Genomic DNA, 25,141 nt, shown 5'->3' with positions numbered 1-25,141 from the left:
ACGGTGATTGTAGTTAATGACAATTAATTAGCGATTTTGTTTTTACCGTTCGTCGCTTTTAGTGATTCAAGTTCGGCTTGGGTGTCAGCCAACTGCGTCTCCAGTTGCAGGATTCGCTGTTGTGCCTTGACTTGAGCGCTGACGTCTTTCTGCACGCCAAGGTAATAAGTGATTCCGTCACTTGCGCTTTTCACCGTCGAAAGCGATAGCTCATTCCAGAAAGGTGTGCCGTCCTTACGATAGTTCCTGATGATTTCCCGGCACGAACCCGCACTTTTAACGGTTTGACGAATAGTCTCCAGCGATTCCTGATCCCGATCGCCAGCCTGCAAAAACCTGCAGTCCTGATAAAGGATTTCTTCGCTGGTGTAACCCGTCAGGCGTTCGAACGCTGGATTGACATAAATCAGGATCGTGTCCTGATCGCCTTCTTTTTCGGCGACCACAATGCCGTCGTTGGAGGCGTTGATCACCATTTGCAGTAACTGAGCGTTAATCACCTGGAACCCCTTTCTTGTTGATAGATGCCTTGCAGTCTAAGAGAACAATCGGGAGGGTGCTGTTAATATCCCGGTCTTTTACTCAGGCTCAGGAACAGATTGATGAAAGTCGCCATCATTTCCGGCTCGGTGTACGGCACGGCTGAAGAAGTCGCCCGTCACGCCGCGAACATTTTAAAAGCTGCCGGTTTCGAAACCTGGCACAACCCACGCGCCAGCATTGCCGACGTACAGGCTTTTGCCCCAGACGCTTTCCTGGCAGTGACTTCCACCACTGGCATGGGCGAGTTGCCGGATAACCTGCAGCCGCTGTACTCGATGATTCGCGATCAGTTGCCGGCGGCCTGGCGGGGTTTGCCAGGTGCGGTAATCGGTTTGGGAGATGCCAGTTATGGCGATACGTTCTGTGGCGGCGGTGAACAGATGCGCGAGTTGTTTGGTGAACTGGGCGTGCGCGAAGTGCTGCCGATGTTGCGCCTGGACGCCAGCGAAAGTGTGACGCCAGAAACCGATGCCGAGCCTTGGCTGGCAGAACTGGTCAACGCTTTGCGTCGCTGACCGGCCGTTCGCGCAACAAGGCCAGCCAGGCTTGCGCGGCTTTCGACAAATACGCGCCCTGACGCCAGATGAAGGCGATATCCCAGCGCAAGTAGGTCGGTGCATTCAAGGCCAGGCGCACCACGCCTGGCCGTTCCAGCCCAAGCGCGACCACGCGCGGCAACAGCACCACGCCTTGGCCGGCGGCCACCAGCGCCGCCAGAAAATCCGCCTGACCACTGCGTCCTCCCTCCTTCGGCGTGAACCCCGCCTGCTGGCAGGCCTGCAACACGCGGTCGTTGAGCACGAAGCTGCGCTGATAAAGCAAAAACGGTGTGTCGGCCAATTCCTCCAACGCAATGACAGACTTCGCCGCCAACGGATGATCGGTTGGCAGCAGCGCGTCCAGCGGTTCGTCGCAGAACAGTTGAAAGTCGAATTGCGGATCTTTAGTCAGCAGGCTGCCGCCCAATTCCAGTTCACCACTCAACACCGCTTGTTCGATGCTCAGACTGCCGCCTTCAAGTATTTGAACGTTGATATTTGGGTAGCGTCGCCGGTATTCAGCGAACAGGCCGGCGAACAAAGCATCACTGCCCAGTAACGGCAAACCCAGGCGCAATTCCCCGCGAGCCAATTGGCTCAAGTCATCCAGTTCGCTGAGCAGTTCGTTGCGCAGGCGCAACATGCCTTCTGCTCGCTGCAGCACAACGCTGCCGGCCGCCGTCAGTCGCAATTGCGAGCCCAAGCGTTCAAGCAGCGGTGTGCCGAGGCTGTGTTCGAGTTGCGCGACCTGTTTACTCACCGCCGATTGGCTGATGTGCAGCGTCTTGGCCGCTTGTGTGAACCCGCCCTGATGCATCACTTCGACAAAACTGCGCAGTTGTTTAAATTCCATGTCACGAATTCCAAAATGGAATGGGTTTGAGTCTAACAATTCGCTTCAGGGATGACAGCTTGCTCTTTAAAATGAGCCTCTGTGAGGACTCAAACCATGAACGCATCGACCCTGAAATACCTGGCACGGCTGATCACTGAACTCGCCGTGCTGTTGGCCATATATCTGTTCGGATGCCAGTGGGTTGCCTGGTTTGACTGGCCGATTCCGGGTGGAGTGATCGGCATGGGGCTTTTGCTGCTGGCATTCGCCTCGGGACTGGTCAAACCCGCGACGCTGCAAATGGGCGCGGGCCTGTTGATGGCCGAGATGCTGCTGTTCTTCATTCCGGCGCTGATGAGCTTGCTCGATTACGGTGGATTGCTGCGTGATGACGGTTGGCGGATCTTGCTGGTGATTGGGGTCAGCACACTGACGGTGATGCTGGTGACTGCCTTCACCGTCGAATGTGTAGTGCGCTTGAGGAGGTCCGGTGAAGCTTGAATGGATGCCGATGTTCTGGCTGGCCTTTACGCTACTGGCTTATCTGTTCAGCCGCTGGATGTATCGCCGCACGGGGCGTTACCTGCTGTCGCCACTGATTCTAGTGCCGTGCCTGCTGCTGGCGGTCGCGGTACCGTTGCACACCGCCTATGCCGAATATTCCAGCAACACCCATTGGCTGATGTTGGTATTGGGTCCGGTCACCGTGGCCTTTGCCGTGCCAATCTGGCAGCAGCGTGAAATGCTCATGCGCTATTGGTTGGCGTTGTTAATCGGGATGCTGGCGGGCAGTGCGGCTTCCATTGGCAGTTCGTTTGGCCTGGCCAAAGCATTGGCACTCGACAGCTCGGTGACGATGTCACTGGTCCCGCGTTCGATCACCACGCCGTTTGCCATGCCGCTGGCTCACGATTTGGGTGGCGTTCCAGAACTGACGGCGGTGTTCGTGATGTTCACCGGTGTATTTGGCGCGATGCTGGGTGGCATTCTGCTCAAGTGGCTACCACTGCGCAGTGCATTGGCTCGGGGAGCGTTGTTTGGAGTCGGGGCGCACGGTGCCGGGGTCAGTCGGGCGCATGAAGTGGGCGGCGAGGAAGGGTCGGTAGCCGGGTTGGTGATGGTCCTTACGGGGTTGCTGAACCTGTTCGCAGCGCCATTACTGGCGGCAGTACTTTGACATGGATCCAGCTTCGTTCACGCACTGACTCGCTCAGACATCAAGCTGGCTGCCAATGCAACTACGTGAACCTTAGGGGGTGTCTAGACTGCTGACACGTGAGCACAACAATAAGAACAGGAGTTCCTTGCCGTGAGTGTAAACCCCGTCCAATCGCCGCCCAGCGTCAAAGATCAGGTCAGCGCCGCCGAGTGGCAGACCCGAGTCGATCTGGCTGCCTGCTATCGCCTGATAGCCCAGCATGGTTGGGATGACCTGATCTTCACTCACATTTCGGCCAAGGTGCCTGGCACCGAAGATTTCCTGATCAACCCTTACGGGCTGATGTTTCACGAGATAACTGCGTCGAGTCTGGTCAAGGTTGACCAGGCCGGTAACAAGCTGATGGACAGCCCCTACGAGATCAACCCTGCGGGCTATACCATTCACAGCGCGATTCATGAAGTACGCCACGACGTAGTGTGCGTGCTGCATACCCACACCGCAGCAGGCGTCGCAGTATCGGCTCAGAAGCAAGGCGTTCTGCCCATCAGCCAGCAATCATTGTTTGTCTTGTCCAGCCTCGCCTATCACGCCTACGAAGGTGTTGCGCTAAATCATGAAGAGAAAGCGCGACTGCAAGCCGACTTGGGTCAAAACAGTTTTCTGATGTTGCACAACCACGGTCTGCTGACCTGTGGTGGCACCATCGCCGATACGTTTCTGATGATGTTCATCTTCCAGCGCACTTGCGATATTCAAGTGCTGGCGCAAAACGCTGGCGCCGAATTGATCGCCATCGAACCGCAGATTTTGGCCGGTGCCAAAGCGATGATCGCCGGTGTCACCAAAAGTGCTCAAGGGATGGGTGGTGCGCTGGCGTGGCCAGCGTTACTGCGCAAACTCGATAAACTAGACCCAGGTTATAAAATCTAATGCCCCTCGCCGAGATTCCTCTGTGTGTCTGGCGCAAACGCAGCCAGACGTTCGTATTTCGTGGCCAGACCATCCGCTACTGGACGGCGGGGCAGGGTGAGCCGCTGCTGCTCATTCATGGCTTTCCGACCGCCAGTTGGGACTGGCATTACCTATGGCAACCCTTGGCCCAGCGCTATCGGGTGATCGCCTGCGACATGCTCGGTTTTGGTGACTCCGCCAAGCCACTTAATCATGAGTACAGCCTGCTGGAACAAGCTGATTTGCAGCAGGCATTGCTGGCGCATTTGAAGGTGGAACAGCCCGTACATGTATTGGCCCACGATTACGGTGACAGCGTGGCCCAAGAGCTGCTGGCCCGGCATTCAGAGGCGCGGATAAACCTGGCAAGTTGCGTGTTCCTCAACGGTGGTTTGTTCCCCGAGACCCATCGCCCGGTCCTGATGCAAAAATTGTTGCTCAGCCCATTGGGCTGGATGATTGGCCGCGCTTTTTCGCGAGATGCTTTGGTCAAGAGTTTCCGGCAAATATTCGGCCCGAACAGTCGTCCGACCGAAAGCGAGCTGGATGACTTCTGGAGCTTGATCGACACCCATCATGGGCCACGGATCCTGCACAAACTGATCGCTTATATTCCTGAACGGCGTGTTCAGCGCGATCGGTGGGTTGCCGCCATGCAGCGTGGTGAAGTGCCGCTGCGGGTAATTGACGGCGAAGTTGATCCGATTTCCGGTGCGCATATGGTTGAGCGGTACAGCGAGTTGATCCCCAACCCGGACACCGTGCTGTTGCCTGGCATCGGCCACTATCCGCAAATCGAGGCGCCAGTGCTGGTGCTTAGGCACTACCTGGAATTTAGAGAACGGTTGGTTGCACCACCGCGCAAGGTCGCTTATTCGTGAGTCGCGGCTGAAAATCGCAATCTCGTTCACTCCACAGCGCCTGCAATTGGACCACCTGCGTCCTGTCGCCGCGGTGGAGTAAAACGAGGCTGCGATCCGCCCTCCAAAACCCACACCCAACACCGCATCATCCCCCAGCCTTATCGACCACCATTCAGCCTCCCTTCAGTTCATTGTGACCCGCGGCCCCTTGCCGGACACTCGGACTCATCGTCCCTTTAGTCGGCAGGAGTCCCCCATGAACGAGTCTGTGCGCTTCGAAGATAAAGTCGTGATTATCACTGGCGCCGGTGGCGGGCTCGGTCGTGCGCACGCGCTGTTGTTCGCCCGGCACGGCGCCAAAGTGCTGGTCAATGACCTCGGCGGCTCGGCGCAGGGCGAAGGTGCCAACGCCTCGGCGGCAGACCGCGTAGTGGCCGAGATACGCGAGGCGGGCGGCACTGCGCAGGCCAACCATGACTCTGTCACCGACGGCGACAAAATCGTACAGCATGCCCTCGATGCCTTTGGCCGCGTGGATGTGGTGGTCAACAACGCCGGGATCCTGCGCGACAAGACGTTCCATAAAATGGACGACGCCGATTGGGACCTGGTTTACCGCGTCCATGTCGAAGGCGCCTACAAAGTCACCCGCGCCGCGTGGCCGCACCTGCGCGAGCAACACTATGGTCGTGTCATTTTCACCGCGTCCACGTCTGGCATTTACGGCAACTTCGGCCAGTCCAACTACGGCATGGCCAAACTCGGCCTCTATGGCCTCACGCGCACACTCGCCATTGAAGGCCGCAAAAACAACATCCTGGTCAACGCCATCGCCCCCACCGGCGGCACGCGCATGACCGAAGGGCTGATCCCGCCGCAAGTCTTCGAACAACTGAAGCCGGAGCTGATCAGTCCGCTGGTGGTGTACCTCGCCAGCGAAAATTGCCAGGAAACTTCCGGCTTATTTGAAGTCGGTGGTGGCTGGATGGGCAAAGTGCGCTGGGAACGAAGCCTGGGCGCCGGATTCGATCCACGCGCAGGCTTTTCGCCCGAAGACGTGGCTGCGCATTGGCAGCAAATATGTGATTTCGAAGGGGCAGCGCACCCCAAGGACAACATTGAAGCGCTGAAGGAGATGATGGGGAATTTGCAGAAGTATTCGTTGTAAAAAAACCAGCGGGGTCAAGTTCGAAACTTGGCCCTTTTTTTACACAGGCCTCTGGAGTTGAATCCTTTTCTGAATCTGCCTGGTCAATAAAATCAGAGACCGGTCGCGGAAACCGGAATGGTATTTATCTTTGGTTTTTGATGGGTCATGAGTTACCAGGAGCCGAAAGGGATACCGAACTTGTCGATGTAGGCTTTGGATTCGTCTGACAAAAAATAATATTCACCGTCTTGAGCGAATGTGTGAGCAATAAAAAAGGCCGCTGCAAACGCAGCGGCCAAAGTAAGACGTTGGATCAAGGAGCTACAAATCAACGTCAGTGAACACGGGGTGATGAACTGAACGGCTTCAACTCATCTGAAATATGTCGCTAATGACCCGGCGTTATCACAGGTCATGGCTTGCTGCTGCCTGGCTGATTAGCGTGGAAGCCACACAAGAATAAGCCTATGAAGGCAAAGGAAAAATAGCGATTACAGACATGCACTGTTGCAGACTTGGCAACAATCTCCGGCGTGGCGTTCATCCTTTAGAGCTACATCGCGAATACCTCCTTGGTGCGCTTATCGGTCCCTGGGCGTGGCGCTAGGGTGGAGTCTTCTGTCACTCACCGGGGAAGACGCATGACAACAATAACAATGCGCGCCATCTTCAAGCCGCAGGCGCTGGCTGCGGCGGTTGCCTTGGGTTGCTGCGCCCAGGCGCACGCCGTTGCATTCACTGTCGGGGAAATAGAGGGCACCTTCGACTCGTCTTTGTCTGTCGGGGCGAGTTGGGGGATGCGCGATGCCGACAAATCGTTGGTGGGCATCGTTAATGGCGGTAGCGGCCAGGCGTCGACGGGTGACGATGGGCGCCTGAATTTCAAGAAGGGCGAGACCTTCTCCAAAATATTCAAAGGCATTCACGACCTTGAGCTGAAGTACGGCGACACCGGCGTGTTTGTGCGTGGCAAGTATTGGTATGACTTTGAGCTGGAGGACGGCGACCGTCCGTTCAAACCGATCAGTGACCACAATCGCAAGGAGGGCGCGAAGTCCGCGGGTGCGCAGATCCTCGATGCCTTCGTCTATCACAATTACTCCGTCGCCGATCTGCCGGGCACCTTACGCGCCGGCAAACAAGTGGTCAGTTGGGGCGAAAGTACCTTCATCGGCAACTCGATCAACAGCATCAACCCGGTCGACGTTTCAGCGTTTCGACGTCCTGGCGCGGAGATCAAGGAAGGGCTGATCCCGGTGAACATGGTGTTCGCCTCGCAAGGCCTGACCGACAAGCTCACTGTGGAAGGTTTTTATCAACTGGAGTGGGGCCAGACCGTACTCGACAACTGCGGCACGTTCTTTGGCAGCGACGTTGCGGCGGACGGTTGTACCAAGGGTTACACCGTGGCGAGCCCGGCTATCGTGCCTCTGCAGCCTGTCGCCGCGGCGTTTGGCCAGGGCTTTGAAGTGGGCAAGGAAGGCGTCATCGTGCCGCGCGGCGGTGACCGCGATGCGCGTGACTCCGGGCAATGGGGCACGGCCCTGCGCTGGCTGGGCGATGACACCGAATACGGGTTGTACTTCATGAATTACCACAGCCGAACGCCTAACGTCGGTACCACCACGGCAGGCATTGGAACGCTGGCGAGTATTCCTGGAATCGTCGCCACGGCCAACCGTATTGCTCCCGGCAGTGGTTCGGGGCTGGCTCAAATCGTGATGCTGGGCCGTGGTCAGTATTACCTCGAATACCCGGAAGACATCCGCCTGTACGGCGCCAGTTTTTCGACCACATTGCCCACTGGCACCGCATGGACCGGTGAAATCAGCTATCGGCCCAACGCACCGGTACAAATCAACAGCACCGACCTGACCCTGGCCATGCTCAACCCGATTTCCGGTGGTGCCGCGTCGCCCATTGCGACCTCGCCGGGCGCGGATAACAAGGGCTATCGCCGCAAGGAAATAACCCAGATCCAAAGCACGCTGACGCACTTCATCGATCAAGTGATGGGTTCTGATCGCCTGACCTTGGTCGGCGAGGCGGCGGTGGTACACGTCGGGGGGCTGGAAGCGCGCAGCAAGCTGCGTTATGGCCGTGATTCGGTCTACGGCCAATATGGTTTTGGCGCAGATACCGACGGTTTTGTCACCGCCACTTCGTGGGGGTATCGCGCCCGCGCCATCCTTGACTACAACAATGTCATCGCCGGCATCAACTTCAAACCCAACCTGTCGTGGTCGCACGACGTGTCTGGTTACGGCCCCAACGGGCTGTTCAACGAGGGCGCCAAAGCCATCAGCGTCGGTGTCGACGCCGACTATCGCAACACCTATACCGCGAGCCTCAGTTACACCGATTTCTTCGGGGGTGACTACAACACTCTGGAAGATCGCGATTTCGTGGCGCTGAGCTTTGGCGTGAACTTCTGATCTGGCTGAGAAGGATGATTTTATGCGCAAGATGATTCTGCAATGCGGTGCCTTGGCCCTGAGCTTGCTGGCCGCGAACGTCATGGCCGCGGTTACGCCGCAAGAAGCCGACACGCTCGGTACCAGCCTGACGCCGGTGGGTGCGCAAAAAGCAGGTAACGCCGAGGGCACGATTCCGGCCTGGACGGGTGGCATCCCGAAGAACGCCGGCGCAGTGGACAGCAAAGGGTTTCTTGCTGATCCGTTCGCCAATGAAAAACCCCTGTTCATCATTACCGCCACCAACGTCGATCAATACAAAGACAAGTTGTCCGATGGCCAGGTAGCAATGTTCAAACGCTATCCAGAGACCTACAGAATTCCGGTTTACACCACTCACCGCACCGTGGCGTTGCCGCCAGAAATCTATGAGTCGGCCAAACGCAGCGCACTGAATGTGACACCGATCAACGACGGCAACGGCCTGGCCAATTTCACCGGCAATCGCTACTACGCCTTTCCAATTCCGAAGAATGGCGTGGAGGTGATCTGGAACCACATCACCCGGTATCACGGTGGCAATTTGCGTCGCACCATTACTCAGGCAACACCTCAAGCCAATGGTGATTTCACGGTTATCCGCTTCAAGGATGAGGTTGCGGTGCCTTCGTTGCTGGGTGATTTGAAGCCGGGCAGCGATGAAAACGTGCTCAGCTATTTCAAGCAGGAAGTCACCGCGCCGGCACGCTTGGCGGGCAATGTACTGTTGGTTCACGAGACGCTCGACCAGGTAAAGGAACCGCGCAAAGCCTGGATCTACAATGCCGGCCAGCGTCGGGTAAGACGTGCGCCGCAAGTGGCGTATGACGGTGTCGGTACCTCGTCTGACGGTTTGCGCACCACCGACAACTTCGACATGTTTTCCGGTGCGCCGGACCGTTACGACTGGAAGCTGATCGGCAAAAAAGAAATGTACATCCCTTACAACAGCTACAAGCTTGATTCGCCCAACCTCAAATACACCGACGTGATCAAGGCCGGGCACATCAATCAGGACCTCACTCGTTATGAGCTGCACCGCGTCTGGGAAGTGGTCGCTACCGTCAAGCCTAACGAACGTCACGTTTATGCCAAGCGGCACATGTACCTCGACGAAGACAGTTGGCAGGTGGCGCTTGCCGATCACTACGATGGTCGCGGCCAGCTCTGGCGTGTGGCTGAAGGGCACGCGGAGTTCTATTACGACCATCAGGTTCCGGCGTACACCGTCGAAGCACTGTATGACCTGATTGCCGGGCGCTACATTGCGCTTGGAATGAAGAACGAAGAGAAGCGCAGCTTCGAGTTCAACGTCGATGCCAAAGCAGGGGATTACACGCCTGCAGCGTTGAGGAGTACGGGAGTCAGGTAGTTTTCCTACGGGCTCCACGGATAAAGGTGACCTTGCGGTCACCTTTTTTATAGGTATCGATAAATGCGTTGAATACTTCTTCAACAAATTGTTTGTAGAGGGCTAGGGTAGCGCCACAACTATAAAAAGGCGCACCACTATGACTGCCATGACGCTGTGTCTGGACCGTCCTGGATTCCTGCCCCGTTTGTCTTCTCACCACGTGTCTCGTGATCGTCTGATCGAGCCGTTGATGGCATCCACGGCCCGGGTGAAACTGCTGTGTGCCCCGGCCGGCAGTGGCAAGACTGCGTTACTCACGGAATGCCTTTCGCGCGTGCCCACACCGTGTCAGATCTGCTGGCTGCCGATGTCGGGTGAGCATTCGAGTGTTGCCGATTTTTGCCAGCGCCTCGGGCAATCGCTGGCGCTGGGATCCGTGCAGGAGTCCGTGTTGCTCGAGCATCTGGCGGGCGTGCAGACACCGCTCTGGTTGTTAGTCGATGACTATTGCCGCACGCCCAACCCGGAACTGGACCTGCTGCTGGATCGGCTATTGACCCTCAGCAGTCCCATGATCACCTGGTATTTGAGTGGTCGCCGTCGCCCGCAGTGTAATTGGCCGCGACTGCTGCTCGATGACGACTTGTATGAGTGTGAGCGCTCCACGCTGGCGTTCACTCAACATGAGATACAAAAGCTGTTGCATCACCTGACCCCAGAGGAGGCTGCCAAAGGCGCCGGTCGAATCCTTGAGCGAACAGGCGGTTGGTGTGCCGGCGCAAGAATCGCGCTGCTGCAAAAATGCGATTGGTCGCGCAACGAAACGCTTCAGGGGCGCACCGACACGCTGCACGATTACCTGGAGCATGAATTGTTCGCCAGTTTGACGCCCGAGCTGGCGGAAGCCTGGCGTGTGCTGGCTCACTTGCCGCGTTTTAACGCACAGCTTTGCGAGCACTTGTTTGGCGCGGGTGAAGGCGCGCGATGCTTGAGCACATTGCAGGAACTTGGCTGCTTCATTGAGCCTTGGCAAGCGTCGACAGAATGGCTGCAGGTGTTCTTGCCGCTGGCGCAGCTGATACGTGAAGAGCAGGGTTCGGCCGGCCGCTCCTGGCATCGACGGGCGTGTCAGTGGTTTGCCGCGAAGATGGACTGGCAAGCCGCTTTCGAGCAAGCCCTGCAGGCCGAAGAGTTAGAGGTGGCGGTGAGCCTGCTGCAGCATTTCAGCTTCGAGCATTTGTTCGAGGAGCAGACGGTGAAGCTGCTGTTGCGCCTGCATGAGCAACAAGGCGAAGACCTGATGCTCGGCTCGCCGCAGTTAGTCGGATTGATCACGGGAGCATTGTTGTTTGCCGGCCGGTTCGAGCAGGCGGGCGATTGCATCAAACATTTGTCGCGCTTCATGCCTCAGCCATCGGCGTTTCTGCAACGGCAACTGATCGCACGTTGGCAAGCGCAACAAGGTTGGCTGTTGCATTTGCAGGGCAGAATGGAGGCTTCACGGGCACTCTTTCTGGAGGCGCTTGGCGAACTCGGGCAGGCATGTTGGACCGCGCGCCTGATGTGTTTGTCAGGGCTGACGCAACAAGCGTTGCTTGTAGGTGAACTCGATGTTGCGCAAGGCACAAATCGCGAAGCCTTGTGCCTGGCGCGGGCACAAGGCTCGTTGGTTTTTGAGAGCCTGATGGAGCTTGATCACGCGCAATTGCTGGAGCAGCGTGGGGCATCCGCCAGGGCTGAATATCTACTGGCCAATATGCATGAGTTGCTTGCCCTACAAAAAAATATCGCTCAGCCGCTGATGGGGCGGATCGCCTTGCACCGTGGCCGCCTTAGCGTGTGCATGGGCAACGAAACGCAAGCGACCGCGCATTTCGAGTATGGCCTGCAGGTATGCCTGCGCAATCACGACAAACGCGTGCTGTATGGCTATCTCGGTCTGGCGCAACTGGCGGCCAATCGGCGCGATTACGCTCAAGCGTTTGTCCTGCTGCGTGACGCCGAGCGTTTGATGCAGCAACGGCGTATTCCAGACACGGTCTACCGTGGAGTCTTGCTGCACATCAGCAGTCATTTCTGGCTACAGCAAGGTCGCCCGGAGTTGGCGCACGAAGCACTGAGCCGAGTGTTGCGCCATTACCATGGGCCGCATGCGCGGCAGGCACCGCCAGCAACACTGGAACTGATCCCCAGCCTGGAATATCTGTTGGTGTTGGCCGAGGTCCAACTGGGGCGGGCGCAATCACCGATAGCGCAACTTGAAAGTCGCCTGCAATGGAGCCGGGAGCGGGGCATGACCAGGCTGCAAACGCAATTGCTGTTGGCGTTGGCAGAAGTCGCCTGGTTGGCGGGTGACGTTGCACAGGCCCGGCAGAGGTTGCAGGAGGGATTGATTCTGGTGGAGCGCAGCAGCCTGCAGCAGATACTGCGCGAACTTCAGTTGCGCCAGCCGCGTTTACTGGAGGCTATCGGGTCGGGCAAAGCCTCGGGCGATACAGCGCTGAGCACCGGCACTCAACATTGCCTGAGCCTGCGTGAAATAGAAGTACTGACGTTGGTGGCTCATGGCAACTCAAACCAGCAAATTGCCGACCTGCTGTTTATCTCGCTGCATACCGTGAAAACCCACGCCAGACGTATTAACGGCAAATTGGGGGTTGAGCGAAGAACCCAAGCGGTCGCGCATGCGAAGTTGCTGGGTTTATTGGGTTGAGGTACTGGTCGCTGGCTCAAACCCCATCCGCCAGCTGACGGCCCGCGTTGCCGCCAGCAATCGCTGCGCTGCCGGGCCATTTTCGTCGGCATGAAACAACGAGGTCGGCCCGACAATCGTCATCACCGCCGCCACGTGCCCGACAGCGTTGAACACCGGTGCCGACAGGGCATCAACGCCGGGCATCAGCAAACCATGCACATGGTGCAGGCCGCGTTCGCGGATCTGCTCACACAAGGTCACATAGGCCTGATCGTCCGCCAGGGCATGGGCATTGCTCGAGTGCAGTTCGTGAGCGCGCAGGTCCACGGTTTCACGGTTGGGCAGGAAGGCGCCGAACACCAGGCCGGTGGACGAGCTGAGCAATGGCAATACCGAACCCAATTGGGTGACTACGGTCACAGCGCGCACCGCCGGTTCGATGTGCACCACGGTCGCGCCCTGATTGCCCCACACCGCCAAAAAACAGGTCTCGTTCAGTTCATCGCGTAATTCCGCCAAGGGCAGGGCAGCCACCTTCAGCACGTCCATACTGTTGAGTGCCGCCAAGCCCACGCGCAAGGCTTCGCGGCCCAGGCCGTAATGGTTAGTGACGGTGTTTTGTTCGGCAAAACCACTGGCGATCAATGCCTGAAGATAGCGGTGCACCTTGCTGGCCGGCATCTGCACGTGTTCGGCCAGACGCGACAGTGAGGTCGAGGGCGACAACTGGGCCAGCGCCTTGAGTATGTCGGTGCCGACCTCGGCTGAGCGGACTTTCTGCTTACCGTTGCTTTCTGCGGTGCTGCGCGGCTTTTCCATGGAGGCGATGTGATCCCGGGATGAATGGCGGTCTTTATAGCTTGACGGTCGGTACCAATCAAATTACGTTATGCGTAATTGAATTACGATAAAAATAACCCCGGCGTGCCAAGACCTCTTAAACAGAGTGACAGGCCATTGCCTACTCCCTGTTCAGGAGGCTCCATGAACCTCGATTCGACGTCGCCAGCGTTGGCTTATCAGTCAGGCTTTGGCAACGAATTCAGCAGCGAAGCACTGCCTGGCGCGCTGCCCATCGGCCAGAACTCCCCGCAAAAAGCCCCGTACGGCCTCTACACCGAATTGTTCTCCGGCACCGCGTTTACCATGGTCCGCAGCGAAGCGCGCCGTACCTGGATGTACCGGATTCAGCCGTCGGCCAATCACCCGGCGTTCGTCAAACTGGATCGACAACTCGATGGCGGTCCGCTGGGTGAAGTGACCCCCAACCGCCTGCGCTGGAACCCTTTGGATATCCCTGCCGAGCCCACCGATTTCATCGACGGCCTGGTCAGCATGGCCGCCAATTCGAGTGCGGAAAAACCGTCCGGGATCAGCATTTACAACTATCGCGCCAACCGTTCCATGGAGCGTGTGTTCTTCAACGCTGACGGTGAACTGCTGCTGGTGCCGGAGTTGGGTCGCCTGCGCATCGTCACTGAGTTGGGTGTGCTGGAAATCGAACCACTGGAAATCGCCGTCCTGCCGCGCGGGTTGAAATTTCGGGTTGAGTTGCTTGATCCACAAGCGCGCGGCTACGTTGCCGAAAATCATGGCGCGCCGCTGCGGCTACCGGATCTTGGGCCGATTGGCAGTAATGGCCTGGCCAATCCGCGAGACTTCCTGACCCCGGTTGCGCACTACGAAAACCTCAAGCAAGCCACAACGCTGGTGCAAAAATTCCTCGGCCAGTTGTGGGCCTGCGAGCTGGATCATTCGCCGCTGAACGTGGTGGCCTGGCACGGCAATAACGTGCCGTACAAATATGACCTGCGCCGCTTCAACACGATTGGTACGGTCAGTTTCGATCACCCGGACCCCTCGATTTTCACCGTACTGACCTCGCCGACGAGTGTGCATGGGTTGGCCAACCTCGACTTCGTGATCTTCCCGCCACGCTGGATGGTGGCGGAGAACACCTTCCGGCCGCCGTGGTTTCACCGCAATTTGATGAACGAGTTCATGGGCCTGATCCAGGGCGCGTACGACGCCAAGGCAGAAGGGTTCGTGCCCGGCGGTGCTTCGCTGCACAGCTGCATGAGCGCCCACGGGCCGGACGGCGACACCTGCACCAAGGCGATCAACGCGCAGCTTGCGCCGGCGAAAATCGACAACACCATGGCCTTTATGTTCGAAACCAGCCAAGTGTTGCGACCCAGTCGTTTCGCGCTGGACTGCCCTCAACTGCAAAACAATTACGACGCTTGCTGGGCCACGCTGCCAGCCACTTTCGACCCGACCCGGAGATAACCCATGACTCAGACTTCCATCACTCGTAGCTGGGTCGCCTCCGCCAATGGCCATACCGATTTCCCGCTGCAAAACCTGCCGCTGGGTATCTTCAGCGTCAACGGGAGCCTGCCGCGCAGTGGCGTTGCCATTGGTGAACATATTTTCGATCTGCAAGCCGCACTCGACGCCGGGCTGTTTGACGGTGCTGCGCGTGTTGCCGTGGAGGCCACGCGTGGCGGTCAGTTGAATGCTTATTTCGAACTCGGCCGCGATGCGCGCATAGCGTTACGTGAGCGCCTGTTGGCGCTGTTCGCCGAAGGCAGCACGCTGCACGGTAAGATCGAAGCTCAGGGCGCAAAATTGCTGCCATTGGCGGCAGATTGCGATCTGCACCTGCCCGCAAAGATCAACGATTACACCGACTTCTACGTCGGCATAGAACACGCGCAAAACGTTGGGAAACTGTTCCGTCCCGATAATCCGCTATTGCCAAACTACAAGTACGTGCCCATCGGTTATCACGGCCGTGCTTCGACGATTCGTCCGTCTGGCACCGAGGTTCGTCGCCCGAAAGGCCAAACCCTGCCGGCCGGCCAGACTGAACCGACTTTCGGCCCTTGTGCGCGCCTGGATTACGAACTGGAACTGGGCATCTGGATTGGCCAGGGCAACGCGATGGGCGATTCGATCGCCATCGGCGATGCCGCTGATCACATCGCCGGTTTTTGCCTGCTGAATGACTGGTCTGCCCGCGACATCCAGGCCTGGGAATACCAGCCTCTGGGCCCGTTTTTGTCGAAGAGTTTCATCACCAGCATTTCGCCGTGGGTGGTGACGGCCGAAGCACTGGAGCCGTTCCGTCGCGCTCAACCGGCTCGGCCTGAAGGCGATCCGCAGCCGCTTGCGTACCTGTTCGACAAGCGCGACCAGGCCGCGGGTGCCTTTGACATCGAACTGGAGGTGCTGCTGACCACCGAGACCATGCGCGAGCAGAACCTGCCGGCTCATCGCCTGACCCTCAGCAACACCCAGCACATGTACTGGACCGTGGCGCAAATGGTCGCGCACCACAGCGTCAATGGCTGCCAGTTGCAGGCCGGTGACCTGTTTGGCTCGGGCACCTTGTCGGGCCCTGAAAGCGGCCAGTTTGGCAGCCTGCTGGAAATCACCGAAGGCGGCAAAAAGCCCATTGAACTGGCTTCGGGCGAGGTGCGTAAATTCCTGGAGGACGGTGATGAAATTATCCTGCGCGCACGTTGCGTCCGCGAAGGTTTTGCCTCGATCGGCTTCGGTGAATGCCGCGGTAAAGTCCTGGCCGCGCGTTAAGAGGATCGGGTGATGGAACTCTATACCTACTACCGTTCGACATCGTCTTATCGGGTGCGGATCGCGTTGGCGCTCAAGGGGCTGGATTACCGGGCGTTGCCGATCAATCTGATCGCACCGCCAGGTGGCGAGCACCGACAGCCAGCGTATTTGAGCATCAACCCACAGGGACGAGTGCCTGCGTTACGCACAGACGATGGGGATGTGCTGGTGCAGTCACCGGCCATCATCGAGTACCTCGAAGAACGTTACCCGCAGGTGCCGTTGCTGTCCCAAGACCTGATTGTGCGTGCTCAAGAGCGCGGTGTGGCGGCGGTGATCGGCTGCGACGTGCATCCGCTGCACAACGTCAGCGTGCTCAATAAACTGCGACAGTTGGGCCACGATGAACCGCAAGTGATGGCGTGGATAGGGCACTGGATCAGCCAGGGGCTGGCGACGGTGGAGCAGTTGATTGGCAATGAGGGGTATTGCTTTGGCGCCGAGCCGGGGCTGGCGGATACTTACCTGATCCCGCAGCTGTATGCAGCCGAGCGCTTCAATATTTCGCTGCAAGAATATCCACGCATTCGTCGTGTGGCGGCGCTTGCCGCAACGCATCCAGCCTTCATCACGGCACATCCGGCCAACCAGCCCGATACACCCTGAAAAAACTGAAACCTTGTTCCTATAAAAACTAAAAAATAAAGCAGGTACCTTGCGATGCACAATCAGATTGCCAGCTTTCGGACGGCACTCGACGCCCGTCCTGTGTCCCGATATCAGTGGCTGGTCCTTTTATTGTTGGCTTTGCTGCTAGTCACCGATGGTTACGATGCGCAAGTACTGGGTTACGTAGTGCCTGCTCTCGCCCAGGATTGGGGGTTGGAAAAAGCCGCTTTTGGTCCGGTGTTCAGCGCCAACCTGTTGGGCCTGACGCTGGGTTCCCTGGCGGTTACGCCGCTGGCGGACCGCTTTGGTGTCAGGCGAATTCTGCTTGGCTGCGTATTGATCTACGCGACGCTGACGGTGTTGATGGTGTTCGCCAACTCCCTGAACACACTGATGGCCGCACGCTTCATCTGTGGGATCGGCATGGGCGGCGCGATGCCCAGCGCCATGGCGTTGATGTCGGAATATTCGCCACCACGTCTGCGCACGTTGATGGTGACCCTGGCGGCTTGTGGGTTCTCATTGGGGGGGGCCGCGGGCGGGTTCGTGGCGGCAGGCTTCATCGACAGTTTTGGTTGGCAAGCGGTGTTCCTCGCCGGCGGTGTGACGCCATTGTTGCTGTTCCCATTCCTGGTTTTGTTTCTCCCTGAATCCCTGCCGCGCCTGCTTCGCGATGCACCGCCCTATGCACGTCTGCGCAAAGTCACGGCGCGCATGCTGCCGGATTGGCAGCCGCCTGCCGCGTCGGTTGCACAAAACGAGCGGGAGCAGGGCAGCAAACTGACGGTCGTCGAGTTGTTTCGCAATGGCTATGCGCGTCCGACCTTGCTGATTTGGGCCACGTTTTTCGTCAGCCTGATCCTGCTGTATTTCATGATCAGCTGGTTGCCTTCCCTGTTGCTGGAAAGCGGTTTGGCACTTAGCGAAGCTAACCTCGTGACGTCGATGTTCTTGTTCGCTGGCACGATTGGCGCCATTGGTATGGCCTGGTTTGCCGATCGGCTGAAAAGCAAAGTTCGTCTGTTGTCGGGTGTGCTGGCAGCGGCCGCGGTGTGCACGATTCTGCTGGGGCTGAACCATGACAACCCGCGCTATCTGGTCGCCAGCGTGTTTGCCGCCGGGTTCTGCATCATCGGTGGGCAACTGACACTGAATGCGTTCGCCAGTAACTTCTATCCTGCTCACGTGCGCGCCACGGGCACCGGTTGGGCTCTGGGCGTAGGTCGCTTCGGGTCTATTCTGGGGCCGTTGTTTGGCAGCATGTTGCTGGCCATGCACATTCCGGTGCAGCAAATTTTCTTCTTCTGCGCGATACCGGCAGTGATTGCGGCGTTGCTCATCATCCAGGTGCGTTCACCCGCAGGTCCAACCCCGAACCCTCAAGGCGTGAAGCTTGTTCGCGATTAACGCCGCCAGTCAGTGAACAACGGAGTTAGGCGGCAGATGCCCCAGCCGCTCCGTTAACCGCAGCCGCTGGATAGGGTCGTCACTGAGCAGCAGTGCGTGCTCCAGGTCGAAACGCTCGGCGTTTGGACAATCCAGGCGCTGATAAAGGCTGGCCCGGGCCAGATAATCGGCGGCGCTGGCGTTACCCAGTTCCAACACACGTTCGGCGTCGATCAAGGCGCCGATGTAATCGTCGTGGGAAAGGTGTAACTGGCGCAGGTTGCGCGACAGTCGTTGCAGCATGTTTACCGGCGTTGCGGTGACAAGGTGCTCTGCGGCAAGTTTCAGGTTCGGACCGTATTGCCGGTGCAGCAGCTCGCGGCAATCGTTGGGGTACAGGCGCCGACCGCCACAAGGGTCCAGCAAGTGATCGGCGCCCGGTACACGCAGCAGGAAGTGCCCGGGGAAATTGACTCCGACCAGCGGGATCTCGAGTTTTCTGGCCAACTCCAGCGCTATCAAACCAAGGGCCAGCGGTTGCCCACGGCGCTGCTCCAGCACCTTGTGCAGCAACGCCGCTTGTGGGCGTAACGGTGTGAAGTCGTCCTGGGCGAACCCCATATCGTTCATGCGGCGCAACAACGGTTGCGCGAGTTCGGCCACCGGCAACATCGGCAGTCCTGCGCTGACCCGTTGCTGCAGGTCGATGAAGTCTGCCAGCACGGTTTCGGGGCTTAATTCCTTATCGTGTTCTGCACCGATCCACAGCGCGGCTTCGAACAGCGCAGGCGGGGATCGTTGCAGGCATTCGAAGAAGCGTTGGCGCGGGGTCATTAAAATCTCCGTTCAATGCCCTGTTTTATCCCCGTCGTCATCATTCGTCCAGTGCCGCGCGGCCCATCGACAGGTTATTTCTTAATGTAAGAAAAGCGACGGCGCTTATGCCGGTGCGCTTCAGCAATTTTTGGGCGCACGCCTATACTGGCGACTACAAGAAGTGATTTCGGGAGCCTTACGATGTTCGCTCTCATGCAAAGCACACGCCTTGAATCGCTGCACCTCAGCGTCGACCCGGTCACCGGGTTGAAGGCGGTCATTGCCATTCATAACAGCCGTCTCGGTCCCGCTCTGGGTGGCTGTCGTTACCTTGCCTACCCCAGCGACGAATCTGCCGTCGAGGATGCGGTGCGCCTGGCCCAAGGCATGAGCTACAAGGCTGCGTTGGCCGGGCTGGCACAAGGAGGAGGTGTGGCCGTCATCGTTCGGCCGGTGCACGTGGAAAACCGCGCCGCGTTGTTCGAAGCCTTCGGCCGTTGCATCAATCAACTGGACGGTCGCTACATCACCGCCATCGACAGCGGTACCTCCGTGGCGGACATGGACTGTATCGCGCAACAAACCCGGCATGTCACCAGCACCACGTCGGCGGGCGATCCTGCGCCACATGCGGCGATGGGGGTTTTTGCCGGCATACGCAGCACCGCCATGGCGCGGTTGGGTAGCGACAATCTCGAAGGCCTGCGAGTGGCCATTCAAGGCTTGGGCAACGTCGGTTACGCGTTGGCTGAGCAGCTGCATGCCGTTGGCGCCGAACTGCTGGTAAGCGATATCGACCACGGCAAAGTGCAACTGGCGATGGAGCAGCTCGGTGCTCACCCGATTGCCAACGATGCATTGCTCAGCACCCCGTGCGACATACTCGCACCCTGCGGCTTGGGCGGCGTGCTCAATAGTCACAGCGTGACGCAACTGCGCTGCGCGGCCGTGGCCGGCTCGGCGAACAATCAATTGACCCATTTGGAAGTAGCCGATCAGCTTGAGCGGCGCGGCATTTTGTACGCGCCGGACTACGTGATCAATTCCGGCGGGTTGATCTATGTTTCGCTCAAACACCGGGGCGAAGAGTTGTCGACCATTACCGCGTACCTGTCGAAAATCAGCTCACGGCTGACCGAAGTGTTCGGTCATGCCCAGGCAGAAAAACGTTCGCCGGCTCGGGTCGCCGACGAGTTGGCGGAAAAAACACTTTATCGCTGAGCATCACTTTTTCCCGGACATGAAAAAGGCCCTGAGTCGTTGGACTCAGGGCCTATTCAATTCGATCGCTGCTTACTTGGGTGTTTTAGACGCTTTGGCAGGCTTCGCCACCGGCGCAACTTCAACCTCGTCCGCTTCTACGGATGCAGGCTTTTCCACGACTTCAGCGGGCGCATTGATCAGCTCGGACAACGCGTCCGGCTGGCTCTTGAACGCCTTGGCAAACACATCGCGGTTTTTCGCCATGTAGATGCCGGCTTCTTCCACTTGCTGTTCGCTCAGCGACGGAACAGCTTTTTGCAACACTTCGGCCAGCAATTCGGCCAGTTCGAGCATTTTGTCATGACGGTCAGCTTCGGCTTTATCCATGAACAAGCGCTCCAGATCTCGGCTGCTGCGGTATACCACTTCGACGGCCATTCACCACCTCACATGCCTTCACAATAGTTGTCTGTTTCGACCACTGTATTTATATACAGCGAAAAGGATAAGCGAATCCCTGCGCTTTGGGTAGTGGCTTTTTAATGTAGACCGAATTCAGCGTTTGTCAGGGCCGGGTGCGACCAAACGCCACGGAGCGAGTTTTCGAGCACATTGCCATCATGTGTTCAGCGTCTATGGCCTTCTTTCTGCATGCAGAACAACCGTCACGTCAAACCCGCATCATCCGGTCGAGCCGACCTAAGGAAGAATCATCGTGAAAATCAACTGGGCCGAAAACCTGCGGCAGAACGTGCATCAACTGGCCGAATCACTCGGCAACCTGTTCGTGGAGACCTTCCACTACCTGGCGCTGTTTGCCATTGGCGCGGTAACCGCGTGGGCGGCGGTGATGGAATTTTTGCAGATGATCGAAGCGGGGCACATCAAGATCGATGACATCTTGCTGCTGTTCATCTATCTGGAACTGGGGGCGATGGTCGGGATTTATTTCAAGACCAACCACATGCCGGTGCGCTTCCTGATCTATGTGGCGATCACAGCGCTCACGCGCCTGCTGATTTCCAACGTCTCGCACCACAATCCGCCGGATCTCGGCATCATCTACCTGTGCGGCGGCATCTTGTTGCTGGCGTTTTCGATTCTGGTGGTGCGTTACGCTTCGTCGCAATTTCCTTCGGTGAAAATCGAGAACCCGCAACGCAAAATCGGCACGGGTTCCAGTGAGCATCCTGAAGTGGAAAAAGGCGAACTTTAAAGCCCCATGGCGACGTGGGGTCGGTTTTTGTTTAAGGGCGGCGGCAAGGCGCGATTGTCGCCGTCAGTCATGGCTTCAAGGATGGCCACGGCACTGTGGCCTTGCTCGATGGCGATGCCGAACTGAATGCTTTGCACCAGGCGCTTCAGGCGCTTGGGATCATTGCGTTGCTCGGTGCTGATCATTCGCTTGGCGACCACGCGGCCACTGTTGGACAAAGTCAGCATGATGCTGCCGTCCAGACCCTGAATGCTCAGGTTGATCTGATAATCCGGTGCAAAGGCATCGGTAATGAGCTGAAAAGGGTTGTCCATAATGCGTCACCGCCTGATTGAACGTGCAGTTGTTGACCGGCCAGGATCGGGTTGGTTCGCAATACCGGATCATTGGCACGCCTTGTTCATGCGCCTTCATCCGTGTGCACTGGGGACGTAGCAAGGTATATGCCGTAAAAATCGTCGAACAATGATTAGGGGCAAAACCCGGCGCGCGCATACGCCCGCCGGGTGTTCGGCTGCCCGATTCAGGGCATGAATGAAGAGATGGTCGCGGACAGTGCAGATAAGCCGATCGATAAGTTCATTCGAAACGAGCGGGATAAATGTGAGCAATTGTGACTGAAGAGCAGGGCGACCTAACTCCCGACCTTAACAGCGCTTTTGCCCCTTGTCCGGCTTTTTCTGCGAATCAAAATTTATCTTTTTTTAGGGGTTGAAATGTTCTTCGCACAGACCGATTGTGTAAGTAAGAGGTCACGGCGATGACGCCCAAGGGCTAGCCGAAAGGCCTCTCGCGAGCTAGCTGAAATAAGGGAAGAACTATGCAAATCCAAGTCAACAGTGATAACCATATTCAAAGCAGCATCCGACTGGAGGAGTGGGTACGTACTACCATTGAGAGCACGCTCGAACGTTATGAAGAGGACCTGACACGCGTTGAGGTTCACCTGCGGGACGAGAACGGCGACAAGCCCGGTCCCCATGACATGCGCTGCCAGCTGGAGGCGCGGCCTAAAGGCCATCAACCGATTTCCGTCACCCATAAAGCCGATACCCTGGAACAGGCTATCGACGGGGCGGCCGAAAAACTCGAACATGCGCTAGAGCATCTGTTCGGCAAACTGCGGGGCAAACCACGTGCCGCGGTGGTGCCGTTCGAACGAGTAGCTGCCGACGCGCTGCTCGAAGACGAGTTTCTTGAGAACGAACAGGCTGCACAAAACGGCTGACGCCTGATTCACTTTTTACCTTCCCACTGAAAACGGGCCTGCTGATGCAGGCCCGTTCTTGTTTGTGCCGTTCGCAATTTTACCGTTCCCACACAGAGCGCAGGAACGATCAGCGGTGAAGTCAGAATGCTACCGACGTTTGCACATAAAGCGTACGCGGCTCACCCACGTATTTGCCTTTGTTGTTGTCATCGAACGAGCGCGTGAAGTACTGATGGTTGAAGATGTTTTTTACCCCGACCGCAACGTTCAAATCCGACAGTTTTGGCCCGAAGTCGTAAGCCGCGCGGCTGCTGAACAACATATAACCAGGAATTTTGCCGGTGCTGCCATCAGCGCTTTCGGTCGAGGTGTTGGCGTTGTCGGCGAACTGGTCGCTCTGATAACTGCTGTCCAGGTTCAGCTTCCACGCGCCTTCGGTGTAACCGACACCCAGCGTGCCTTTGTGTTTCGAGGAGAACGGTACGCGATTGCCCTTGTTCGTCCCGTCTTCGCGGATTTTAGCGTCAATATAGGCATACGTTGCATACACGTCGAAGCCTGAGAGCGAGGGGCTCAAAGCATCCAGCGAATAGTTGATGCTGCTCTCGATGCCCTGATGGCGGGTTTCGCCACGCGCGATCACCGAATCGTTGGTCTGGTTACTCTCGTATTGGTTGTCGAAGTTGATCAGGAACGCACCGATTTCCGCGCGCAATGCGCCGTTGTCGTAACGGGTGCCAAGCTCCCATGTCCGTGCTTTCTCTGGTTTTACTTCGCCACTGGTGACCCGGTTTGGCATCTGGCTGTACTGCATGCTGCCAAAAGAGCCTTCGGTGTTGGCGTAGAGATTCCAGGTGTCGGTGAGGTGATAAAGGACATTAAGCGCCGGCAGCGCGGTGTTGTAGTCACCCTTGTACTTCACGTTTGTCAGGTTGTTGTTTTGTTGCGATTCAATCATTTCATAACGAATGCCTGGCGTGAGCGTCCACTTGCCGATATCAATCCGATCGTCGACGAAGAATGCGTTGGCTTCGGTGCCACCACGGGTGTCGCGGTCATTGCGGCTGTCGCTGGTCGGGTAGGTATTGCTGGCGATAGGGTTGCGATAGCGCAACTCATGCCCCGCCTCGTTGATGTAGCGATAACCGACACCGACTTCGTGGCTGGTCGGGCCCAGGTCGAAGCCTTGGGCGAAACGGGTTTCGAGGCCACGTACCCAATATTCGCGAGGCGACAGTGACAGGAACGAGCCTTGATCCAGATAACCGCTGCGCAAGGTTTTGGTGAAGAAGGTGTTGGCGGTGAATTCCCGGCGATCTTCCTGATAGCGATAGCCGACGTTGAACATCGTGCGGCGGCCCCAGAACTGATCTTTCGGACGGGTGGACTGGTACGGATTAGCGTCATAGTCGGCAACGTTCAGACCGCCGGGCATGTCCGCCTTGCCTTCGTAATATTGAGCCATCGCATTGAAGCTGTTGGCGTCATCGAGTTGGTATTTGCCTTTGAGAATAAGGTCGTCGATTTCGGTATCGCTGTGTTCGCGCCAGTCCCCACCACGGGTGCCTGCGTACAACAGCGCACCGCCCAAGCCGTTGTCTGCCGTACCGCCGGCTAATAGATTACCGGTGGTTTTGAAGCCGTCGTGGCTGGAAGAAGGACTGGTTTCGGTCTGGAAACCGCCTTTCACGGTCGGCTGATCGGGAATCGCCCGGGTCACGAAGTTGACCACACCACCGACGTTTTGCGGGCCGTAACGCACTGCACCGCCACCGCGCACCACGTCAACCGCGTCCATGTTGCCCATGCTGATCGGGGCAAATGACAACTGCGGCTGGCCATAAGGGGCGAAGGGCACCGGGATGCCATCCATCAACACGGTCGAGCGCGAGGCCAAACGCGGGTTGAGGCCACGAATGCCGAAGTTCAGTGCCATGTCGTGGCTGCCGGTGCCGTTGTTGTCGGGGGCGTTGACGCCGGGAATGCGGTTAAGCACGTCCTTGGCCTGTGTTGCGCCTTGGCGTTCGAACTCCTCACGGCGGATCACGTCGCGCGCGCCGGGATGCTCGAAGACATTGATTTGCTGCGCATCCCCCAGCCAGTCGCCGACGACTTTGGAGGTGTCCAGTTCCAGCGCGGCTTCGCTCACCGGTTGCAGGCTGAACGCATTGTTGCCTTCGTGACGGGCTTGCAGGCCGGTGCCTTCAAGTAATGCGTTCAAGCCTTGTTCTGCGGTGTAGTTGCCGTCAAGACCATGGCTTTGCATCCCGCTGGTCGCCTGCGAACCGAATGAAATCAATACGCCGGCTTCGCGTCCGAATTGGTTCAAGGCATTTTCCAGCGATGACGGCGCTATCTGATATGGCCGGGCGTCGGCGGCTTGCACGAGCGTTAGCGTGCCAAAGCTCAGGCTGGCGCCCAGTAACAGTTGACGCAGTGTTCGGGCCAGCGGGGTGAGGCGGGAGGGTTGCATGGGGGATGTTCCTGAGAAGGTTGAATCAAGGTGGCTTTCCTTCT

23 protein-coding genes are annotated in these 25,141 nt (G+C 57.8%); 16 read left to right on the top strand and 7 right to left on the bottom strand.

Annotated elements, in window-relative coordinates; all coding sequences use genetic code 11:
* Window positions 1–23: 23 nt before the first annotated feature.
* Entirely contained in the window at window positions 24–500 is a 477-nt protein-coding gene (locus ACQR3R_RS15920; RefSeq protein WP_428273235.1) for a PAS domain-containing protein, read from the bottom strand.
* 102 nt (window positions 501–602) lie between these two features.
* Between ACQR3R_RS15920 and ACQR3R_RS15915 the strand changes: the two genes are divergently transcribed.
* Window positions 603–1,058 carry a flavodoxin gene (locus ACQR3R_RS15915; protein ID WP_428273234.1) on the top strand — a complete coding sequence of 152 codons (456 nt, stop codon included), beginning with the start codon at window positions 603–605 and terminating at the stop codon, window positions 1,056–1,058.
* Here the strand turns inward: ACQR3R_RS15915 and ACQR3R_RS15910 are convergent.
* Entirely contained in the window at window positions 1,039–1,935 is an 897-nt protein-coding gene (locus ACQR3R_RS15910; protein ID WP_428273233.1) for a LysR substrate-binding domain-containing protein, read from the bottom strand. The two genes, ACQR3R_RS15915 and ACQR3R_RS15910, sit on opposite strands and share 20 nt — an antisense overlap.
* Window positions 1,936–2,031: 96 nt before the next feature.
* Between ACQR3R_RS15910 and ACQR3R_RS15905 the strand changes: the two genes are divergently transcribed.
* The 8 genes from ACQR3R_RS15905 (at window position 2,032) to ACQR3R_RS15870 (ending at window position 12,563) form a co-directional block, all read left to right on the top strand.
* Window positions 2,032–2,418, top strand: coding sequence for a CidA/LrgA family protein (locus ACQR3R_RS15905; protein WP_428273232.1), 387 nt, complete (start codon window positions 2,032–2,034; stop codon window positions 2,416–2,418).
* Window positions 2,408–3,094 (top strand): LrgB family protein, encoded by a 687-nt coding sequence (locus ACQR3R_RS15900; protein ID WP_428273231.1) that lies wholly within the window; start codon window positions 2,408–2,410, stop codon window positions 3,092–3,094. Before ACQR3R_RS15905 ends, ACQR3R_RS15900 begins: the two co-directional genes overlap by 11 nt.
* A gap of 132 nt (window positions 3,095–3,226) precedes the next feature.
* Window positions 3,227–4,009, top strand: a complete 783-nt coding sequence (locus ACQR3R_RS15895; protein WP_428273230.1) for a class II aldolase/adducin family protein — start codon at window positions 3,227–3,229, stop codon at window positions 4,007–4,009.
* Window positions 4,009–4,911: an alpha/beta fold hydrolase gene (locus ACQR3R_RS15890; protein WP_428273229.1), complete on the top strand. Its 903-nt coding sequence runs from the start codon at window positions 4,009–4,011 to the stop codon at window positions 4,909–4,911. Before ACQR3R_RS15895 ends, ACQR3R_RS15890 begins: the two co-directional genes overlap by 1 nt.
* Window positions 4,912–5,149: 238 nt before the next feature.
* A complete protein-coding gene (locus ACQR3R_RS15885; protein ID WP_428273228.1) occupies window positions 5,150–6,061 on the top strand; it encodes an SDR family NAD(P)-dependent oxidoreductase in 912 nt (303 codons plus the stop codon).
* Between the two features lie 623 nt (window positions 6,062–6,684).
* Window positions 6,685–8,478, top strand: coding sequence for a DUF1302 family protein (locus ACQR3R_RS15880; protein ID WP_428273227.1), 1,794 nt, complete (start codon window positions 6,685–6,687; stop codon window positions 8,476–8,478).
* Between the two features lie 22 nt (window positions 8,479–8,500).
* Window positions 8,501–9,868 carry a DUF1329 domain-containing protein gene (locus tag ACQR3R_RS15875; RefSeq protein ID WP_428273226.1) on the top strand — a complete coding sequence of 456 codons (1,368 nt, stop codon included), beginning with the start codon at window positions 8,501–8,503 and terminating at the stop codon, window positions 9,866–9,868.
* Between the two features lie 139 nt (window positions 9,869–10,007).
* Window positions 10,008–12,563 (top strand): LuxR C-terminal-related transcriptional regulator, encoded by a 2,556-nt coding sequence (locus tag ACQR3R_RS15870; RefSeq protein ID WP_428273225.1) that lies wholly within the window; start codon window positions 10,008–10,010, stop codon window positions 12,561–12,563.
* Here the strand turns inward: ACQR3R_RS15870 and ACQR3R_RS15865 are convergent.
* The gene (locus ACQR3R_RS15865) at window positions 12,552–13,364 is read right to left on the bottom strand and encodes an IclR family transcriptional regulator domain-containing protein (protein WP_428273224.1); all 813 of its coding nucleotides are present in this window, start codon (window positions 13,362–13,364) and stop codon (window positions 12,552–12,554) included. The two genes, ACQR3R_RS15870 and ACQR3R_RS15865, sit on opposite strands and share 12 nt — an antisense overlap.
* Window positions 13,365–13,529: 165 nt before the next feature.
* Here ACQR3R_RS15865 and hmgA point away from each other — a divergent pair, with 165 nt between their 5' ends.
* From hmgA to ACQR3R_RS15845, 4 genes are read left to right on the top strand one after another with little or no spacing between them, the layout of a single operon-like run.
* Window positions 13,530–14,834, top strand: coding sequence for a homogentisate 1,2-dioxygenase (gene hmgA / locus ACQR3R_RS15860; RefSeq protein ID WP_428273223.1), 1,305 nt, complete (start codon window positions 13,530–13,532; stop codon window positions 14,832–14,834).
* A gap of 3 nt (window positions 14,835–14,837) precedes the next feature.
* Window positions 14,838–16,142: a fumarylacetoacetase gene (fahA, locus tag ACQR3R_RS15855; protein ID WP_428273222.1), complete on the top strand. Its 1,305-nt coding sequence runs from the start codon at window positions 14,838–14,840 to the stop codon at window positions 16,140–16,142.
* 12 nt (window positions 16,143–16,154) lie between these two features.
* A complete protein-coding gene (maiA, locus tag ACQR3R_RS15850; protein ID WP_428273221.1) occupies window positions 16,155–16,790 on the top strand; it encodes a maleylacetoacetate isomerase in 636 nt (211 codons plus the stop codon).
* A 54-nt stretch (window positions 16,791–16,844) separates the two neighbouring features.
* A complete protein-coding gene (locus ACQR3R_RS15845; protein ID WP_428273220.1) occupies window positions 16,845–18,200 on the top strand; it encodes an MFS transporter in 1,356 nt (451 codons plus the stop codon).
* Window positions 18,201–18,209: 9 nt separating this feature from the next.
* On the opposite strand, the gene ACQR3R_RS15840 is transcribed toward ACQR3R_RS15845, so the two are convergent.
* Window positions 18,210–19,013 carry a transglutaminase family protein gene (locus tag ACQR3R_RS15840; RefSeq protein ID WP_428273219.1) on the bottom strand — a complete coding sequence of 268 codons (804 nt, stop codon included), beginning with the start codon at window positions 19,011–19,013 and terminating at the stop codon, window positions 18,210–18,212.
* Window positions 19,014–19,196: 183 nt separating this feature from the next.
* Between ACQR3R_RS15840 and ACQR3R_RS15835 the strand changes: the two genes are divergently transcribed.
* Window positions 19,197–20,216 (top strand): Glu/Leu/Phe/Val dehydrogenase dimerization domain-containing protein, encoded by a 1,020-nt coding sequence (locus tag ACQR3R_RS15835; RefSeq protein WP_428273218.1) that lies wholly within the window; start codon window positions 19,197–19,199, stop codon window positions 20,214–20,216.
* Window positions 20,217–20,288: 72 nt separating this feature from the next.
* Here the strand turns inward: ACQR3R_RS15835 and ACQR3R_RS15830 are convergent, their stop codons facing one another.
* Window positions 20,289–20,636 carry a YebG family protein gene (locus tag ACQR3R_RS15830; RefSeq protein WP_428273217.1) on the bottom strand — a complete coding sequence of 116 codons (348 nt, stop codon included), beginning with the start codon at window positions 20,634–20,636 and terminating at the stop codon, window positions 20,289–20,291.
* Between the two features lie 277 nt (window positions 20,637–20,913).
* On the opposite strand from ACQR3R_RS15830, the gene ACQR3R_RS15825 reads away from it, so the two are divergent.
* Window positions 20,914–21,414: a phosphate-starvation-inducible PsiE family protein gene (locus tag ACQR3R_RS15825; RefSeq protein ID WP_428273216.1), complete on the top strand. Its 501-nt coding sequence runs from the start codon at window positions 20,914–20,916 to the stop codon at window positions 21,412–21,414.
* Here the strand turns inward: ACQR3R_RS15825 and ACQR3R_RS15820 are convergent.
* Complete coding sequence (locus tag ACQR3R_RS15820; protein ID WP_428273215.1) at window positions 21,411–21,728, bottom strand: DUF3509 domain-containing protein; 318 nt, start codon at window positions 21,726–21,728, stop codon at window positions 21,411–21,413. The genes ACQR3R_RS15825 and ACQR3R_RS15820 overlap by 4 nt on opposite strands.
* Window positions 21,729–22,234: 506 nt before the next feature.
* Here ACQR3R_RS15820 and ACQR3R_RS15815 point away from each other — a divergent pair.
* The gene (locus ACQR3R_RS15815) at window positions 22,235–22,642 is read left to right on the top strand and encodes an HPF/RaiA family ribosome-associated protein (protein WP_054049780.1); all 408 of its coding nucleotides are present in this window, start codon (window positions 22,235–22,237) and stop codon (window positions 22,640–22,642) included.
* 121 nt (window positions 22,643–22,763) lie between these two features.
* Here the strand turns inward: ACQR3R_RS15815 and fecA are convergent, their stop codons facing one another.
* Complete coding sequence (gene fecA, locus ACQR3R_RS15810; protein WP_428273214.1) at window positions 22,764–25,097, bottom strand: TonB-dependent Fe(3+) dicitrate receptor FecA; 2,334 nt, start codon at window positions 25,095–25,097, stop codon at window positions 22,764–22,766.
* Window positions 25,098–25,141 lie beyond the last annotated feature (44 nt).

This window comes from Gordonia sp. IEGM753 (assembly GCF_050321825.1).
GTDB lineage: Bacteria > Pseudomonadota > Gammaproteobacteria > Pseudomonadales > Pseudomonadaceae > Aquipseudomonas.
The sequence above is the reverse complement of the archived record's forward strand: the minus strand, read 5'-3'. Positions and strand labels throughout refer to the sequence as shown.